The following is a 16780-nucleotide window of genomic DNA, read 5'->3' as shown; positions in this document are numbered from 1 at the left end:
CGCGGGGATGACGGTGTCTTTGCCGCGCGGTTTCGATGCTGCCTGGAACGGGAAATGGAGTCGGTTTTATCCGGCTCCATCCTAGTTACGTCGCTGGCGTAGCCTGCGGAGCCGGTGCCGTCGTCGGAGCCGCCACGCCTGCCGGAGCACCGACCGGTGCTGGCGCCGCACCGGCAGTCATCGGCGGCGGTGGCGGCGCCATGCCGGCTGGGGGCGGAGGCGCGCCCGGGCCACCCGGACCGCCGGGGCCACCAGGACCATCACGCCCCGGACCACCCGGACCACCCGGACCATGCGGCGGACCGCCGATCGGGCCGAGCGCCGTCACCTTGCCGCCCGCGCCGACCAGGAACGCGGCATGGACGAAGCCATTTTCGAACCGGCCCTGGATCGTCACCGGCTGGCCGGCGCTGACCAGAGTGCCGTCCTCGCCTTCACGCCCGAGGTCGACCAGCGCGCGGCCGGTGGGGTCGGCCATCACGAACTTGTTGCCGTAGATCTCGGCGACAGTGCCGCGGATCGTGACGATGCCGTCCGACCGGCCGTCCGCCTGGAGCGAACGGATCGCGACCGGCGTGGCAGGCGCCATCGTAACGCTCGGGCGGGTGGCGGCGACCGTGACGGCACCGGCGGCGCCGCCGACCGCGAGCAGGCCAGCCGCGGCGAGCGCCAGGCGGTTGCGGCGAAAATTAAAGCCTTTCGGGGGCAGCGGGTGGGCGGGATGCTCGGACATGATAGTCTTTCCTCTCATTGGTTGACGAATCACCGTCTAGGCGCGCGCTGCCGACGCCCGCTGAACCAAGCCGTTCAGATTCCGTTGGGGTCTCGGACATAGGGACGATCGCATGCGGGTATTATTGGTCGAGGACGATGCGGCGATCGCCGACGGGCTGGCGCGGGCCCTGCGCGCGGAGCATTTCGCGGTCGACGTCGCGAGCAACGGCGAAGACGGCGGGCATCTCGGCGCGACCGAACTCTACGACGCGGCGGTGCTCGACCTCGGCCTGCCCAAGCGCGACGGCTTGTCCGTGCTGCGCGACTGGCGTGCAGCGGGCCGCGATCTGCCCGTCCTGATCCTCACCGCGCGCGACGGCTGGTCGGAAAAGGTCGAGGGCTTCAAGGCCGGTGCCGATGATTACGTGGTCAAGCCGTTCCGCGTCGAGGAGGTGGTGATGCGACTCCGCGCGCTGGTCCGCCGCGCCGCCGGTCATGCCGCGGCGCGCGTGATTTGCGGTCCGCTCGCCTTCGATGCGCAACTCGGCACGTTCGAGCTCGATGGGCTGCCGTTGAAGCTCACCGCGTTCGAATGGCGGGTGCTGTCCGCGCTGATGCTCCGCCGCGAAGTGGTGATCGAACGCGCGGACCTGATCGAGCGGGTCTATGAGGGCGATGCCGACGTGGACTCGAACTCGATCGAGGTGATCATCGGCCGGTTGCGGCGGAAGATCGGCGCGCAGATGATCGAAACTGTGCGCGGCCGCGGGTACCGGCTGACGGCGGATGGGGCGTGATGGCCATAGCCTCCACCCCGGCGAAGGCCGGGGCCCAGTTGGGAGACGCTGTTAACGGAGCGTTGTCTGCCATTATAAAAGCCTTTCCAACTGGGCCCCGGCCTTCGCCGGGGTGGGGTTCAGTAGGTGGATGGCTACACTTGGAAGCACATCAGCGATGACCCGCCTCCGCCTCATTCCAAGATCGCTCTTCGGGCGAATGCTCGTCATCGCAGCCCTCTCAACCGGGTTCGCTCTCGTCTTCGCCGGGATCACGATCGGCAACGTGCTCGAGCGCTTCGTCATGCGCGGGCTCGACGAGCGGCTCGATGCGCAGGTCACGGTGCTGGCGCGCGCGGTGCGCCCCGACGCGACGCTCGACCGGACCCGCGCGGTCGACCTGCCGGAGTTCGGCGTGCCCGGATCAAACTGGTCGTGGCAGGTCGAAGGCCCCGCAGGTCGGGTCGACAGCGGCACGACCCGCCCCCTGCCCCCGATCACGCCCCCCGCTCCCAAGCCGGCGCCCCCGATCGACGCAGCGCCCCCAGCGCCGCGACCCGATCCTGAAGGACCACCTCGTCCTCCCGGCCCCGGCGGCCGCGAAGATCGTGCACTCCATGCCGGCGACACGCGCGACCGCAGTGGCGAACGCCTCCACTCTCGCACCCTGGACGTCACGACGCCGCGCGGCACCGTGACGATCACCGCGATCGGTCCCCGTCGGATCGTCGAGGAGCCATTGCGCGAGGCGATGATCCCGCTGCTCGGCTCGCTCGCACTGCTCGGCGTCGGGCTTGCGCTGGCGACGCTGCTCCAGCTCCGGTTCGGCCTGCGTCCGCTGCGCGATCTCCGCACGTCACTCGCCGCGGTCCGCGCCGGCACCGAACGCCACGTCCCCGACGACCAGCCCGGCGAGCTGCAACCGCTGGTCACCGAACTCAACGCGCTGATCGACCAGAACGCCGCCGGGCTCGCCCACGCCCGCCAGCATGTCGCCAACCTTGCCCACGGCCTGAAGACCCCGCTCGCCGCGCTATCGCTCAAGCTCGCCGAGGCGAACGCCGACGACGACGTCCGCGACATGGTCGACCAGATCGACCGCCGCGTTCGCCATCACCTCGGCCGTGCCCGCGCCGACGCGACCGGTGGCGCCCGCACCCGGACCCCGATCGCCCCCGCCGTCGACGATCTGGTCGCGGTGCTGCGCCGCATCCACGCCGAACGCCCGATCGCGCTCGACATCGCCATCCCTGCCGATCTCGCCGTCGCGATCGACCCGCAGGACCTGGACGAGATGATCGGCAACCTGCTCGACAACGCCTGGCGCCATGCGCGCGCGGCACTCGTGATCGGCGCCACGGCGATCGACAACCGTGTCGCGCTGGAGATTGCCGACGACGGCGAAGGCCTGGACGATCTGGCGATGGCACAGGCGATGCTGCCCGGCCGACGTCTCGACGAAAGCAGCGAAGGGCACGGTTTCGGCCTGTCGATCACCCGTGAGCTTGCCGAGCTGAACGGCGGGACGCTGACCCTCGGTCGATCGGCGTCGGGCGGGCTCGTCGCCCGCCTCGACCTGCCAGCCCGCCTCGACCTGCCAGCACGCGTCTGATGCGGCGATAGCAGGCGGCGTGCGTTCAGGTCGCAACACCTACTCGGAAGGATACAGCATGAAAGTCGGATTCATCGGTCTCGGCCAGATGGGTAGCGCGATGGCCGCCAACCTGGTGAAGGCAGGCCATGACGTGACCGTCTGGAACCGCACTCCCGACAAGGCGAAGCCGTTGGTGGATGCGGGCGCCAGGCTCGCCGAAACCCCGGCCGCCGCCGCGCAGGGCGACGTGGTCATGACGATGCTCGCGGATGACCGCGCGCTCGAGGCGATCGTCTATGGTCCGGACGGCATTCTCGATTGTCCGGCGCTCCACGTCTCGCACAGCACGATCGGTGTCGCACTCGCCGACCGTCTTGCGAACGACCGGCAAGCCTATGTCGCGGCACCCGTCTTCGGTCGCCCGCCCGCAGCGGAGGCGGGCAAATTGTTCGTCGTCGCCGCCGGGGCCGACGATCTGCTCGACCGATGCGCGCCCCTGTTCGAGGCGATCGGCCAGCGCGTGTTTCGAGTCGGCACCACGCCGTCGGCGGCCAATCTGGTCAAGCTCAGCGGCAATTTCATGATCATGGCCGCGGTCGAGGCGATGGCCGAGGCGATGACGCTGGCGGAAAAGGGTGGCGTCGATCGCGCGACGTTGCTCGAGGTCCTTACCGGCACGCTGTTCTCCGCGCCCGTCTACAAGACCTATGGCGACATGCTGGTTGCCGATGCGTTCAAGCCGGCCGGGTTTGCCGCCCCCCTGGGCCTGAAGGACATGAACTTGGTCGACGCCGCCGCCGGTGCCTCACGCACGCCGATGCCGCTGCTAGGGATCGTTCGCGACCATCTGCGCACCGCGATCGCGCTCGAGGGCGAGGATGTCGACTGGGCCGGCGCAGGACTCGCGGTGCGCCGTGCCGCCGGGCTCGACTGAGGCTACCAATAGCGACTGCCGGGCACGCCCTTGAACGGCCCGGCAAGATCGCGCGTGATCCACCCGCCGTAAAACCCACCGGGTTGCGGGACGACCTGCTCGCCGTCGACGGTGCACGAATCCAGTGGCGCCGCATAGAAGGCGAGGTAATCGCGCAACGCCGCGAAGGCGCGGGTCGGGGCGGGATAGCTCCAGGCGATATCGCGGAGCGTCTCGCCGTCGACCACGAGGTCGTAGTAGACCGCGTCGCCCTTCCATTCGCAGAACGACCGATGCGTCGATCGCTGCAACAGCGTCATCGCAACGTCGTCGGGGGGAATGTAATAGCTTGGCGGATGGCTGGTCTCGAGCGTCCGGACGCTCGCCCGCGTGTCGGCGACGATATAACCGCGGTGCTCGATCCGGATCGGCCGCGCGCACGGCTCGGCGATCGCCGGCCGCGGGAAGTCCCAGACACTGGTCTGGCCCGGCAACACCGGATCGCGCGCCATCGTCATTGCCCGGTAGCCTCACGCCGACGCAGCACACCCTGAAGCTTGGGCCTGACTCGCAGGAAGGCGACATAGGTGCGTTCGAGGAGTCGCAAGGCGACGGGGTTGCGCGCCGCGAGTCCCAGCGGCCTGAGGATCGGGATCGCCCGCCACATCGCGGCGAAGGCGGCCGCGCCCGACAGCAGTTCCCCGTTCTCGCGCGCATGGAATCGCGCCAACAACGCGCCCCGATCGATCGGGCACGACGCATCGTCGTCCGTCGCATCGACGAACTCGATGGCGCCGCGACGGTCGAGACGACGCATCAGCGCAATCTCGCGGCGGCACAGCGGGCAGTCGCCATCATGCCAGACGGTCAGCCGGTTCATGATCGCGACTCGTTGCGACGACCGATGCCCGCCGCCAGCACCGTGGCAAAGCCGAGCCAGGCGACGAACGGCACGCCCAGCCCCGCCGCCGGGCGATCGACCTTCGCTGCGGTCGCGACATAGGCGGCGCCCGTGACGACCATCGCCCCCGCCGCAACCGTGCTCGTATCCAGCGCGCGCTTGCGGAAGAACAATTCGGTCCAGCCGCCGATCATCGCGGTGTTCAACAGCCACAGCCCGACGGCAGCATTTCGACGCGGCTCGGCAGGCGCGCGCATCAGGCGATAGCCGCCGACCGCGAGCCCGGTTTCGAGCACCGGCCAGACCGCGCCGAAGACCGCATCGGGCGGTGTGAAGTCGGGTTTGTCGAGCCGTTTATACCAGCGCCGCGTCCTGGGGTGCGACGGGTCGGGCGCATTGCGCCGCCCAACGAGCGCGCTGGCACCGAGCACGCCGGCGACGATCAACGCCGCAATCGGCCGCGACAATCCGGTCCGCGACGGCCCGGTCCGCGACGGTCCGGTCCGCGGCAGATCGGCCGGCTGAAGATCCGACGGGTCGGCGTGGATCGGTGTGGAGGTCGGCATGCCTTGGTCCTTTTGGGGCATCGTGCCCGTGCTGCTACAGCGCTGTACGCGCGCGGACGTTCCGTGCGCGCATGACGCTTGAACTTCGCGATCGTGCCGGGTACGGACGCCGCACCGCGCCGCCACACGGCGCGTGTATGCGGGTGTAGCTCAATGGTAGAGCTTTTGCTTCCCAAGCAAGTGACGAGGGTTCGATTCCCTTCACCCGCTCCAGCCCGACCGGCGATGCCTTCCAACCTCCCCTCCGTGCGTATCTGCTCCAGTACCGACGCCTGATCCCCATGCCAGTTCGCCCCGTCGGCGGGCCAGCGAGATGGGGTATGAACGGCGGGCCAGATGTCTCGCTGGAAGCCAAATCTTTACGGTTGGCGTGCATCACGTTGGCATGTCTGTGTTTTCCCTGTCATCGCTATCCGCGCGGATCGGCTGGCTCGGCGCGAGCGTGTCGATCGCGATGCTTGCACTGGCGGTGTTGCTGATCGATGCGAGCGCGCGGATGAAGACGTCGCTCGACTGGGTCAGCCAGACCGAACAGCTTATCCAGAAGATCGACGAGACGATGGCCGACCTCCGCGAGGCGGAATCGGGCCAGCGCGGATTTCTCCTCACCCGCGACACGAGCTACGCGCGGAGTTTCGATTATCGCACGGTCGAGGCGACCAACGATACCGCCGCGCTGGTTGCCCTGACGCGCGACAATCCCGCGCAACACGACCGGGCTGTGGGGCTACAGCGGATCGCCGCGCGAAAGATCGCATCGCTCCGGATACCGCTGTCGCTCGGCCAAAGCGGGCATTTCGACGAGGCGATCGCGATCGTCGCCAATGGGCATGGCCGGGACCTGATGGACGATGTTGCGCGCCGTGCCGAGCGGCTACGGCAGTCCGAGCGCGACTTGTTGTCGGTGCGCCTCTACGCCGCGCAGCAACAGTCGAGCTGGAACCGGCAATTGCCGCTGATCGGCGGGCCCGCGATCATCGCGCTGCTCGCGATGGCGGTGACGCTGATCATTCGTGGCGTGCGACGGCCGACCCGGTCGATCCTGCACTCGATGCACGCGTTCGGCGACGGCGATCGCGACGCGCGCGTGACCGACACGATCGGCACGTCCGAATTCCGCGCCCTCGCCGAGGCCTATAACGAAATGGCCGACAGGCTGGCCGTCGCAGGATCGCTCCAATCGATCAGCGACGCCGATCTGCAGCGTGCCAATAGCGAGCTGCGGCGCAATGCAGACACGCTGCAGGCGCGCAGCGAGATGATCGAGCTGCTCGGCGGGATGTCGCACCGGATGCAGACGGCGCGCACGGATGGCGAGCTCGCCGCGGTCATCCAGTGTTTCGTGCCGCGTGTGCTCCCCGCGATACCAGGGGCGCTGTATGCGCATAATCATTCGCGCAACCTGTTGGTCAGGCTTGCGAGCTGGGGCGATCTGACTCTGACACAGGAGGCGTTTTCGCCCGAGCAATGCTGGGGATTGCGCCGCGGCCAGGGCCATTGCGTCGTCGCGCCCGGAACCGACGTCGTCTGCGCGCATGTCGACGATCCCTCGGCCGTCTATCACTGCGAACCGCTGCTCGCGGGCGGCGAGGTCATCGGCCTGCTGTATCTGGAAGGCGTGGTCGAGGCCGAGAGCCGGTTCCGTCTTGCGGTGCTCACCGAGAACATCGCCTCCGCGCTGCTCAACCACCAGTTGCAACGCGGCTTGCGCGAACAGACCATCCGCGACCCCCTGACCGCGCTGTTCAATCGGCGGTATATGGAAGAAGCCCTGGCGATCGAAATCGCGCGGGCATCGCGTACCGGCGAGCCGCTGGGACTGGCGATGTGCGACATCGATCACTTCAAACGGTTCAACGACGAGCTCGGCCACGATGCCGGCGTCGTCGTGCTGCGCGCGGTGGCAACCGAGATGACCCGGCATTTCCGGGATGGCGACGTGGTCTGCCGCTATGGCGGTGAGGAGTTCACGATCATCGCACCCGGAGCGATGCTGCCGGCCTTGGTCGAACGGGTCGAACGCCTGCGCATGGCCGTCGCCGAAACCTCGGTCCGGCACGGCGATCGCTCGCTCGGCGCCATTCGGATGTCGTTCGGGATCGCCGCCTGGTATCCCGAGATGGAGCGCAACGGGTCGACCCTGATCCAGCTCGCGGACAACGCCCTGTACCGCGCCAAGCGTGGCGGGCGCGATCGGGTGGTGGTCGCCGATCAACCGCCAACCCTGTCGATCGCGGCGGAGTGACGCGATCGACAGCGGCCCGTCAGCGGAGTTTCAGCGCCTTTCGCACCGCGTCCCAGCTGACATATTTGAAGTTCTGCGTGGCTGGGGCGTTGTCGCCGTCCTGCGCTACCAGCAACCCGCGCGGGTAGGCCGGGCCGAAATCGCCGAGCATCAGGTCGATGCCGTCGGTGTCGCTGGTCCCGTCGATCGCGCCGCCGCCGATCCGGAAGCGACCGGCATAGGTGACGCCCGGCAGGCGGTAGAGCGTGTAGGCGTTGTCGCCCTGGCTCGACACGACGAGATAGCCGCCGGTCCTACCCGACGGTGCGAGCGCGAGGCCCTCGGCGTCGGCGACCAGCGTCTTGCCGTCGACCTTGGCGATCGGCGTTGCGGTCACCGGTGCGGAGGGGTCGGCGTCGAAGCGCCAGAGGCCGACATCCTCTTCCGCGACGTAAAGCTGACCGGTGCGATCGTCGACGACGCAGCCTTCCGACTGGGTGCCGAGCTTCATCGAGCGGACCGTCGTGACCTTGGGCGATGCACCCGACAGGTCGATCGCGACCTGGTCGATGCGGCCATCCTTCAGCACGACGAAGCCGAACAGCGCCTTATCGCTGGCACGCGTCCAGAGGCACATGCCGTACGCCTCGCCCGCGCCGACCGGGAAGCGGCCGAGCGGGACGAGCTTTGCCGCCGCCGTGTCGAGCGTGAAGAGCGAGACATGCGCGGTCGCCACATCGGCGCGGTCGCTGGCGGCGGCGATCACTCGCCCGCCGAGATCGCGCAGGTCGACGTTGTTGAGGCGTGCGGCGGGCGTGAAGCTCAGCCGCTTGCCCGTCAGGCTGTAGACGTGGATGCCTGCTTTCTTGTCGGTGCCGATGACGAGGCTCTTCGCTGGATCGCTCGCGTTGCGCCAGATCGCCGGGTCATCGGCGGCATCGGCGGCGGTGTCGACCGGATCGGTCTCCGCGGCCGCAGCGACCATCGGTGCCTCGACCGCGACCGGGGCCGAGGTCGTCGCGCAGCCCGCCAGCAACAGCGCCGCAAAGGAAAGTGCGCGCATCAGAACGTCACCCGCACGCCGCCGGTGTAGCGCCGCCCGAACGTCTCATGCTCGATCGTGTACGCCGACGTCCCGACATAGCGGCGGCCCGGACCATTCAGCAGGTTAGCGAAATCGGCGTAGATCTCAAAATTGCCGTTGATCGCGTAGCGGAGCGATGCGTCCAGTTCATTGTCCTTGGCCCAGTAGAAATCGCCGCCATCGACGCCGCGGACGGTGTCGCCGACCTTCGCAACCGAGCCGATCGCGTCGAGCCATGCCGAGCGGTTCTGGTACGAGACGCGCGCGGAGAAGCCGTATTTCTCGTAATAGCCGATCAGATTGTAGATCGCGTCCGACGCGCCGGGCAGCGGCACTTTCCGCGACGGGATATCAGCCGTGCCTGGCGTATCCGCGCGGCTCTTGTTGATCGTCGCGTTGAGCTGGATGCCGAAGCCGCCCATCCAGTCCGGCAGGCCGAGATCGGCGGTGAACGGGTCGAGCTGTTGCTGGATCGCGCCCTCGATCCCCATGATATAGCCCTTGCCGCCGTTCAGCACGGTCGAGAACTGATATTGCGAACGATCGCTGCCGCCGCTGTTGAGGATATTGCTGCCGAAGGTCTGCACCGAATCGAACAGGACGTTGGTGACGTCCTTGTAATAGGCGCCGATCGACAGGAAGCCGCGCGGCATCGTGTAATATTCGACATAGGCGTCGACCCCCTTGGCCTTTTCCGGCTTCGCGTCGGGGTTGCCGCCGGACACGGTCAGGTTCGCGTCGTTGTAGGTCAGGTTGGGACGCAGCTGATCGTAATCGGGCCGCGCGGCGCCGGTGTTGAACGACAGGCGCGCCTTCATCCGATCGTTGACGTCCCAGTTCAGATGGAGGCTCGGATAGACCAGCGTCTGGCTCGACTTCGCCTCGACCGGCGTCGCGCCGCTGGTCGCCGCGTCGATCGAGAAGGCCCGCGCGTCGTTGCGGATATGCTCGACGCGGGCGCCGCCGACGATGCTGCCCCAGTTGGTCGTCGTGGTGGCCATCGCATAGGCCGAATAGACCCGCTCGCCGACCTCGTAGAAATTGGCGTCGACCGGCGCGTAGTTGGCGACGCTCTTTGCTTGGTCGACCAGCCCGAGCACCTTGTCGCGGTCGAAATACTGGAAGGTGTAGCCGAGCGGGATCTTGCCCTGGAACCCGCCGGGCTTGGCGATCGCGGCATAGTTGGTGGAGATGCCCGCAGCGGCGAACTGCGCCGCGCTGCTGATGTCGAGCAGATCCTCGTTCGCGGTCTTGGTGCGGTCGTCATAGCGGACGCCGGCGGTGAACACCGTCTGCGCCCCGAACAGCGACGCCTCGCGGCTGACGTCGAGCTTGGCGGTATAGGCCTCGGTCACGTCCTTTGCCTTCAGCGAGCGCAGGCGGGTCAGCGACGTCGGGAAATCCTCGATCGCGGTCACCTGTGCGCCGCGCGAGAACGTCCCGTCGGCGTTGCGGATCGTGCGGAACAGCTGGACCTTGGCGAGCTGCGGATCGGTCAGGTCGTAGCCCACGGTGAGCCGATTGGTGGCGTTCGCGAAGCTGGGGCTTTCGTAGTTCAGCTGTGCCGGCTGCGTTCGGTCGTCGATCGAGCGCGTGAAGTTACCGCGCCATGCGACCTTCCACTCGCCGAGTTCGTGATCGCCGCCGACCGTGTTGGTAAAGACCGACTGCTTGTATTTGCGCACCGTGAAGTTCGCGTTGAGATCGACGCCGTAGACGGTGCCGAGCAAGGGCGTGTTGCCGGTGCAGATGTCGGCATAGCCCGTGGTGCCCGACGCAGGCCGTGCGTTGACGGTGCAGGGGGCGCTGCCGGTCGGCGCACGCGACTGCTGATCGTCGAGATCGAAGATGTAGTTGTTACGCTGCTCGTCGTCCGCGAACGCCGAGTAGATCGTCTCCGCGAACAGCTTGTGGCCGGGCGCCGGGCGCCAGTCGAGCCGGGTCGAGAGCGAGTAGTTCTTGCGCGTCAGGCGATACAGCTTGTTCTCGGTCTCGCGCGCCCAGTTGCGCGTCTGATAGCCGGGCCGCTTGTCTTCCTTGACCGCCTCGAAATCGGTCTCGAAATTGTCGGTGACCATGCCGCGACGATACAGGCTCGCGGACGAGACGATGCCGAACTCGCCGATGCCGGTGTCGATCCGGTCGGAGACGACGAGCGAGCCCTCATATTCGGTCTTCTTGCCCAGCTCTACATGGCCGAGGCCACCCTTGGCCTGCACCTTCATGCCGGGATAATCGAACGCCGAGCGGGTGATGATGTCGACATTGCCGGCGATCGTCTCGCCGGTCATGTCGGGGGTGACGGCCTTGCGCACGACGATCTGCGAGGCGATCGCCGACGGGATCGAGTCGAAGCGGGCGTCGCGACCTTCGGGGCTAACGACGTTGATGCCGTCGATCGACAGCGTGGTCCAGTTGATCGGGGCGCCGCGCAACGTGATGTAGCGCGCCTGGCCCTGGTCGCGCTGGACGCCGACGCCGGGGAGGCGGCTGACCGCCTGTGCGACGTTCTGATCGGGCAGGCGACCGATCGAATCCGAAGCGATGACCGAGACGAGCGACGGGCTGGTGCGCTGGATCTGGAGTGCGGCGGCTTCGGATTCCGCGATCGGGCGCGAGCCCGAGACGACGATCTCGGCCCCCTCGCCTGCGCCCGCATCCGTGCCGACGACCGCGGTCATCGCGACGTCGAGCGTGACCGGGGCATCGGCGACGGTCACGGTCCGGCGCGCATCGGGGAAGCCGACATAGCGGATCACGAGTTCGTGCGTGCCGGCGGGAACGCCCACCAGCGAGAAGCGTCCGGTGCGATCGACCACGGTCGACAGGTCGAGTGCGGGGATCGAGACCGAGGCACCATCGAGATACTCGCCGCTGCCCGCCTGCGACACGGTGCCGGTGATCGCCCCAGGCGCGCGCGGCGCGCCGACCGGTGTCGCTGCGTCGGGACGCGCATGGGCGCTCGCAACGGTCAGCGGGCTCAGCGCACAGCCGGCGAGCAGCGCATGCGCGACGACGCGACCGCGAACGCGGTTCGACAGGTTCGATTTCATGGTATTCCCCCGGATGGTCCCGACTTCTTCAGCCGGCTTGGGAGGCGCGGTAGCGGTCGCGCATGGCAGCGCCGTTACGTCAGCATGACAGCACGGTGACAGCGGCTTCGGCGGCTATCCCATCGTACGATCGCGCGAACGATTCCACATCGAACCAGCATTGAAAGCGCCGGACACGCGATGGCTATAATCGTTAGCGGACGTCCACGACCGCGCCGCCTGTCGCGCCCAGGGCGCGAAGGCGCAAAGAGGCCAGAAGAATGGGTTCACGCGGAGACGCGGAGACACGGAGGTGCTGAATACGGGACCAACGGCCCCCCTCAGCATCGACGGCCGAAATGTGACGCGACGGTCGTACCGCTCGGGACACCTCCGCGTCTCCGCGTGAACAAACCTTCTTCGCGCCTTCGCGTGAATAACCGCTCCTGCGCTAACGCGCGGGTTACGGCAGCAGCAACGTGCTACCCGAAGTCGCCCCGCTCTCGATCGCGCGATGCGCTTCGACGGCATCTTCGAGCGGGAAGGTCTGGCCGATCTCGGGAGTGATCGCGCCGTTCTCGATCATCGCGAACAGGCGCGCGATGCCCGCTTTCCGCTCGTCCGGCGTCACGTAATAGTCGAACAAGGTCGGACGGGTCACGAACAGCGACCCTTTGCGCGCGAGGATGCCGAGGTTGACGCCGTCGACCACGCCGCCGGCATTACCGTAGCTCACGATCAGGCCGCATCGCGCGGCGCTGTCGAGCGATGCATTCCAGGTCGCGCCGCCGACGCCGTCGAGGATGATCGGCACGCCCTCGCCGTCGGTGATTGCGCGGACCCGGGTCGCGATGTCCTCGGACTTGTGGAGGATGACGTGGTCGGCGCCGGCTTTGCGGGTGCGTGCGGCCTTGTCCTCGCTGCCGACGCTGGCAATGACGGTGGCGCCGATTGCTTTCAGCCAACCGACGAGGATGTGGCCGACGCCGCCCGCCGCCGCGTGAACGAGCACGGTCTGGCCCGCCTGCACCTTCGCGCAGCGTTCGACCAGGAACTCGGCGGTGCAGCCCTTGAGCAGCATCGCGGCGGCGGTGCGGTCGTCGAGCGTGTCCGGCAGCTTGAAAAGGTCCTGCGCGGCGACGTTGCGCTCGGTCGCATAGGCGCCGCGCGATGGGCCGAAGGTCCCGACGCGGTCGCCGGGCGCGAAGTCGGTGACGCCTTCGCCGACCGCCATCACGACGCCCGCCGCCTCGCTGCCGAGACCCGAGGGCAGGTCGATCGGGTACACGCCGCCGCGGTGATAGGTGTCGATGAAGTTCAGCCCGACCGCGGTGTTGCGCATCCAGACCTCGCCCTTGGCCGGCGGCGGCAGCGTCACGTCGCGCCACTGGATCACCTCGGGGCCGCCGGCCTTCTCGATGAATGCCACTCTCGCCATGCCGGTCTCCTGATCGATTTCCGGGTTACCCTACGGCATACGTTTCGGGTTGCAACCGATCTCCGCCGAGCCCAAACCTTTGCGAGACAAGATGCGGAGAGGCACGATGAAAAGCTATTTGAAGCAGTATATCGACGGCGCGTGGGTCGAGAGCGAAGGCGGCACCGTCTATCAGGTGATCGACCCGTCGACCGAACAGCCGTGTACGGAAATCACGCTCGGCACCGCAGCCGATGTCGACAAGGCCGTGGCCGCGGCCCGTTCGGCGTTCGAGAGCTGGAGCCAGACCAGCGTGCAGGAGCGGCTTGACGTGCTCGGCCGGATCATGACCGAATACAAGGCGCGGATGCCCGATCTGGCCAAGGCGATGTCGCAGGAAATGGGCGCACCGATGGCGCTGGCGTCGATGGCGCAGGCGCCCACCGGGCTCGCGCATTTCTCGGCGACCGCGAAGGCGCTGGCGGCGTTCGAATTCTCGGAAGTCATCGGCAAGGCGACCGTCGTGCACGAGCCGCTCGGTGTCGTCGCGATGATCACGCCGTGGAACTGGCCGCTCAACCAGATCTGCGCGAAGGTCGCCCCGGCGCTCGCGGCGGGCGACACGATGATCTTGAAACCGTCCGAGGAGGCACCGTCGTGCGCGGTGATCCTGGCGGAGATCATGGATGCGGCGGGCGTGCCGGCGGGCGTGTTCAACCTCGTCAACGGCGACGGTCCGGGCGTCGGCGCAGCGCTGTGCGCGCACCGCGACGTCGACATGGTGAGCTTCACCGGCTCGACGCGCGCGGGAATTGCGGTGGCGCTGGCGGCGGCACCGACGGTCAAGCGCGTCCATCAGGAGCTTGGCGGCAAGGCCGCGAACCTCGTGCTGGAGGGCTCCGATCTCGCGACCGTGCTGCCGCCGACGGTCGCAGGCGTGCTCGCCAATTCGGGGCAGAGCTGCATCGCGCCGACCCGCCTGCTGGTGCATGCAAGCCAGGTTGCGGAGGCTACCGCGATTGTAAAGTCGATGATGGAGCAGACCAAGGTCGGCGATCCAGCCGAAATGGGCCAGCATATCGGCCCGGTCGTCAACAAGGCGCAGTTCGACAAGATCCAGGGGCTGATCCAGTCGGCGATCGACGAAGGCGCGACCCTGGTGACGGGCGGCGTCGGGCGGCCGAACGGACGCAATGCGGGCTTCTACATCCAGCCGACGCTGTTCACCGACGTGCGGCCGGACATGCGGATCGCGCAGGAGGAGACGTTCGGGCCGGTCGCTACGATCACGGCGTACAACGACCAGGACGAAGGCATCCGCATCGCCAATGCGACCGAATATGGGCTGTCGGCGACGATCTCGGGCGACCCGACGGCGGCGGCAAAGGTCGCGCCCAGGTTGCGCGCGGGGCTGGTGACGATCAACTCGTGGAGCCCTGATATCGGCGCGCCGTTCGGTGGCTACAAGCAGTCCGGTAACGGCCGCGAGAACGGGCGCTATGGGCTGACGGACTTCATGGAGGTGAAGACGATCACCGGCCTGCAGGGTGACGTGCGCGAAGGTAAACCAGCCGAATCAGGCGCGTAACTCCCTTTCTCGGAGGGAAGCGGAATCTTCTTCTGATCCTCCCCCGCCAGGGGGAGGTGGCGCCGTAGGCGACGGAGGGGGAGGATACGGAACGAGGGTTTGCCCTTTCCTCCCCCTCCGTCTGGCAAGAGCCAGCCACCTCCCCCTGGCGGGGGAGGATCGTTAGGTCCCGTTCAATGCATCGGCCAGACCGCGACGATCAGCGGCGTGCCGACCAGCAGCACCAGCAGCGACAGCGGTGCGCCCAGTCTCGCGTAATCGCCGAACTTGTACCCCCCCGGCCCCATCACCAGCGTGTTGCACTGGTGCCCGATCGGCGTCAGGAAATCGCACCCCGCCCCGACCGCGGTCGCCATCAGGAACGCCTCGGGCCGGAACCCGAGATCGCCCGCGAAGGTCGCCGCGATCGGCGCCATCACCAGCACGGTCGCGGCGTTGTTGAGGAACGGCGTTACGGCCATCGCCGCCGCCAGGATCAGCGCAACCGCGCCCCAGGGCGGCAAGGTCGCCGCGGTCGAAGACAGCCACGTCGCGATCACCTCCGACGCGCCGGTGGTACGCAGCGAATCGCTGACCGGAATCAGCGCGCCGAGCATGATCAGGATCGGCCATTCGACATGGTCGTACGCCTCGCGCACCGGCAGCACGCCGGTCGCCATGATCAGCCCCGCCGCGGCGAAGAACGCGACCGCCACCGGCACGAACCCCAATGCGGTCGCGCTCATCGCCACCGCGAGGATGGCGATCGGCAGCCAGCTCCGCTTCGACACGCCGAGCCGCATCTCGCGCTGCGCCAGCGGCAGACAGCCGAGATCGCGCAGCTTGCTGGGCAATTGTTCGAGCGGGCCCTGCAGCACCAGCACGTCGCCGGCCCGCAATTCGGTGTTGGCGAGGCGCCGCGAGAGATGCTCGCCCTGCCGCGAGATCGCGATCAGATTGACGCCGTAGCGGGCCTGCAACGCGAGCCTCGCCGCGGTTCGACCGACGAGTGGCGAATCCTGCGCGATCACCGCCTCGATCACGCCGACCTCGTCATCGTCGTCCTCGTCGGCCTTTTCGCGGTCCTCGCCTTCCAGCTTCAGCCGGTCGCGCGCGATTACCCGTTCGAGCGCATCGGGCTCTCCGCCGAGGATCAGCGTGTCGCCGGCGCGCAGATGCGTGTGGTCTTGCGGCGCGCTGCGCATCCCGGCGCGCAGGATCCGGGTGATCGTCACCTCGCGGTCGTGGCGGTCGAGGAACGCATCGACGGTCTCGTCGACCGCGGGCGAGCCGTCGGGGATCATCGCCTCGGTCACATACCCCTTGATGTCGAGCGCCTCGCCCATCGTCGGCGCGGCACGGCGATCGCGCGGCAGCAGCCGGTACGCGAACCGGAGGTAGATCAGCCCCATCAGCGTCAGCCCGAGCCCGACCGGCGCATAGTCGAACATCCCGAACGGATGCCCGGTCATCTGCTCGCGCACGCGGCTGACGATGATGTTCGGCGACGTCCCGACCAGCGTGATGAGCCCGCCGAGCAGCGATGCCGACGCCATCGGCATGAGGAAGACCGAGGGCGAGGTGTCGTTCTTCTTCGCCATCTGGAACGCGGCGGGCATCAGCATCGCCAGCGCGCCGATGTTCTTGACCAGCGCGGAGGCGAACCCGACCGACGCGGTCAGCAGCAGCAATTGCGAACGGACCCGCGTCACCCGCTTGGCGAACTTGGCGAGCGCGCGTTCGATGATGCCCGAGCGCTGCACCGCCGCCGAGATCACCAGCGCCGAGCCGACGATGATGACGATATCGTCGGAGAAGCCCTTGAACGCATCCTTCGGGCTGACGATGCCGAGCGCGATGCTGGCGAGCAGTGCGAGGATCGCGGTGACGTCGTAGCGGAACCTGCCCCAGACGAAGAGCGCCATCATCCCGAACAGCGTGGCGATCGAAAGATATTGGGGAACGGTCATCGGGTCTCCGCATGTGGACCCA

At 67.8% G+C, this 16780-nt stretch carries 13 protein-coding genes and 1 tRNA gene; 6 read left to right on the top strand and 8 right to left on the bottom strand.

The features are described 5' to 3' along the window. Positions 1-85: 85 nt before the first annotated feature. Positions 86-733, bottom strand: coding sequence for a hypothetical protein (locus SPHN_RS10215; protein ID WP_248523047.1), 648 nt, complete (start codon positions 731-733; stop codon positions 86-88). A 112-nt stretch (positions 734-845) separates the two neighbouring features. Here SPHN_RS10215 and SPHN_RS10210 point away from each other — a divergent pair, with 112 nt between their 5' ends. From SPHN_RS10210 to SPHN_RS18515, 3 genes are all read left to right on the top strand, one after another. Beyond that, entirely contained in the window at positions 846-1511 is a 666-nt protein-coding gene (locus SPHN_RS10210) for a response regulator transcription factor (RefSeq protein WP_248523046.1), read from the top strand. 157 nt (positions 1512-1668) lie between these two features. After that, positions 1669-3102: a sensor histidine kinase gene (locus SPHN_RS10205; protein WP_248523045.1), complete on the top strand. Its 1434-nt coding sequence runs from the start codon at positions 1669-1671 to the stop codon at positions 3100-3102. A 19-nt stretch (positions 3103-3121) separates the two neighbouring features. Further along, positions 3122-4018, top strand: coding sequence for an NAD(P)-dependent oxidoreductase (locus SPHN_RS18515; RefSeq protein WP_349238498.1), 897 nt, complete (start codon positions 3122-3124; stop codon positions 4016-4018). 2 nt (positions 4019-4020) lie between these two features. On the opposite strand, the gene SPHN_RS10195 is transcribed toward SPHN_RS18515, so the two are convergent. Genes SPHN_RS10195 through SPHN_RS10185 form a run of 3 tightly spaced genes read right to left on the bottom strand, consistent with a single transcriptional unit; the run spans position 4021 to position 5464 of the window. Beyond that, on the bottom strand, positions 4021-4509 hold the full coding sequence (locus tag SPHN_RS10195) for a DUF427 domain-containing protein (protein WP_248523297.1): 489 nt from the start codon (positions 4507-4509) through the stop codon (positions 4021-4023). A 2-nt stretch (positions 4510-4511) separates the two neighbouring features. Continuing rightward, positions 4512-4877 (bottom strand): thiol-disulfide oxidoreductase DCC family protein, encoded by a 366-nt coding sequence (locus SPHN_RS10190; protein WP_248523043.1) that lies wholly within the window; start codon positions 4875-4877, stop codon positions 4512-4514. Beyond that, positions 4874-5464: a TspO/MBR family protein gene (locus SPHN_RS10185; protein ID WP_248523042.1), complete on the bottom strand. Its 591-nt coding sequence runs from the start codon at positions 5462-5464 to the stop codon at positions 4874-4876. The genes SPHN_RS10190 and SPHN_RS10185 overlap by 4 nt, the downstream gene beginning before the upstream one ends. A gap of 139 nt (positions 5465-5603) precedes the next feature. Here SPHN_RS10185 and SPHN_RS10180 point away from each other — a divergent pair. Further along, positions 5604-5677: transfer RNA gene (locus tag SPHN_RS10180), tRNA-Gly, on the top strand. A 172-nt stretch (positions 5678-5849) separates the two neighbouring features. After that, the gene (locus SPHN_RS10175) at positions 5850-7709 is read left to right on the top strand and encodes a diguanylate cyclase (RefSeq protein ID WP_248523041.1); all 1860 of its coding nucleotides are present in this window, start codon (positions 5850-5852) and stop codon (positions 7707-7709) included. Positions 7710-7728: 19 nt separating this feature from the next. On the opposite strand, the gene SPHN_RS10170 is transcribed toward SPHN_RS10175, so the two are convergent. From SPHN_RS10170 to SPHN_RS10160, 3 genes are all read right to left on the bottom strand, one after another. Further along, complete coding sequence (locus SPHN_RS10170) at positions 7729-8751, bottom strand: phytase (RefSeq protein ID WP_248523040.1); 1023 nt, start codon at positions 8749-8751, stop codon at positions 7729-7731. Then, positions 8751-11825, bottom strand: a complete 3075-nt coding sequence (locus SPHN_RS10165) for a TonB-dependent receptor (protein WP_248523039.1) — start codon at positions 11823-11825, stop codon at positions 8751-8753. Before SPHN_RS10165 ends, SPHN_RS10170 begins: the two co-directional genes overlap by 1 nt. A gap of 442 nt (positions 11826-12267) precedes the next feature. Next, the gene (locus SPHN_RS10160; RefSeq protein WP_248523038.1) at positions 12268-13242 is read right to left on the bottom strand and encodes a quinone oxidoreductase family protein; all 975 of its coding nucleotides are present in this window, start codon (positions 13240-13242) and stop codon (positions 12268-12270) included. A 106-nt stretch (positions 13243-13348) separates the two neighbouring features. Here SPHN_RS10160 and SPHN_RS10155 point away from each other — a divergent pair, with 106 nt between their 5' ends. Beyond that, positions 13349-14809, top strand: coding sequence for an aldehyde dehydrogenase family protein (locus tag SPHN_RS10155; RefSeq protein ID WP_248523037.1), 1461 nt, complete (start codon positions 13349-13351; stop codon positions 14807-14809). A gap of 173 nt (positions 14810-14982) precedes the next feature. On the opposite strand, the gene SPHN_RS10150 is transcribed toward SPHN_RS10155, so the two are convergent. Then, on the bottom strand, positions 14983-16758 hold the full coding sequence (locus SPHN_RS10150; protein ID WP_248523036.1) for an SLC13 family permease: 1776 nt from the start codon (positions 16756-16758) through the stop codon (positions 14983-14985). Between the last annotated feature and the right edge of the window lie 22 nt (positions 16759-16780).

It is taken from the genome of Sphingomonas faeni (genome assembly GCF_023195535.1).
Classification (GTDB): domain Bacteria; phylum Pseudomonadota; class Alphaproteobacteria; order Sphingomonadales; family Sphingomonadaceae; genus Sphingomonas; species Sphingomonas faeni_B.
This window is presented reverse-complemented; position numbering and strand designations above follow the sequence as displayed.

Excerpts from the sequence above, each read along its gene's own strand:
- SPHN_RS10185 (WP_248523042.1), bottom strand. The coding sequence starts at position 5,464 with ATGCCGACCTCCACACCGATCCACGCCGACCCGTCGGATCTTCAGCCG.
- SPHN_RS10210 (WP_248523046.1), top strand. The coding sequence starts at position 846 with ATGCGGGTATTATTGGTCGAGGACGATGCGGCGATCGCCGACGGGCTG.
- SPHN_RS10195 (WP_248523297.1), bottom strand. The coding sequence starts at position 4,509 with ATGGCGCGCGATCCGGTGTTGCCGGGCCAGACCAGTGTCTGGGACTTC.
- SPHN_RS10170 (WP_248523040.1), bottom strand. The coding sequence starts at position 8,751 with ATGCGCGCACTTTCCTTTGCGGCGCTGTTGCTGGCGGGCTGCGCGACG.
- SPHN_RS10205 (WP_248523045.1), top strand. The coding sequence starts at position 1,669 with ATGACCCGCCTCCGCCTCATTCCAAGATCGCTCTTCGGGCGAATGCTC.
- SPHN_RS10215 (WP_248523047.1), bottom strand. The coding sequence starts at position 733 with ATGTCCGAGCATCCCGCCCACCCGCTGCCCCCGAAAGGCTTTAATTTT.
- SPHN_RS10190 (WP_248523043.1), bottom strand. The coding sequence starts at position 4,877 with ATGAACCGGCTGACCGTCTGGCATGATGGCGACTGCCCGCTGTGCCGC.
- SPHN_RS10160 (WP_248523038.1), bottom strand. The coding sequence starts at position 13,242 with ATGGCGAGAGTGGCATTCATCGAGAAGGCCGGCGGCCCCGAGGTGATC.
- SPHN_RS10175 (WP_248523041.1), top strand. The coding sequence starts at position 5,850 with ATGTCTGTGTTTTCCCTGTCATCGCTATCCGCGCGGATCGGCTGGCTC.
- SPHN_RS10165 (WP_248523039.1), bottom strand. The coding sequence starts at position 11,825 with ATGAAATCGAACCTGTCGAACCGCGTTCGCGGTCGCGTCGTCGCGCAT.
- SPHN_RS10155 (WP_248523037.1), top strand. The coding sequence starts at position 13,349 with ATGAAAAGCTATTTGAAGCAGTATATCGACGGCGCGTGGGTCGAGAGC.
- SPHN_RS10150 (WP_248523036.1), bottom strand. The coding sequence starts at position 16,758 with ATGACCGTTCCCCAATATCTTTCGATCGCCACGCTGTTCGGGATGATG.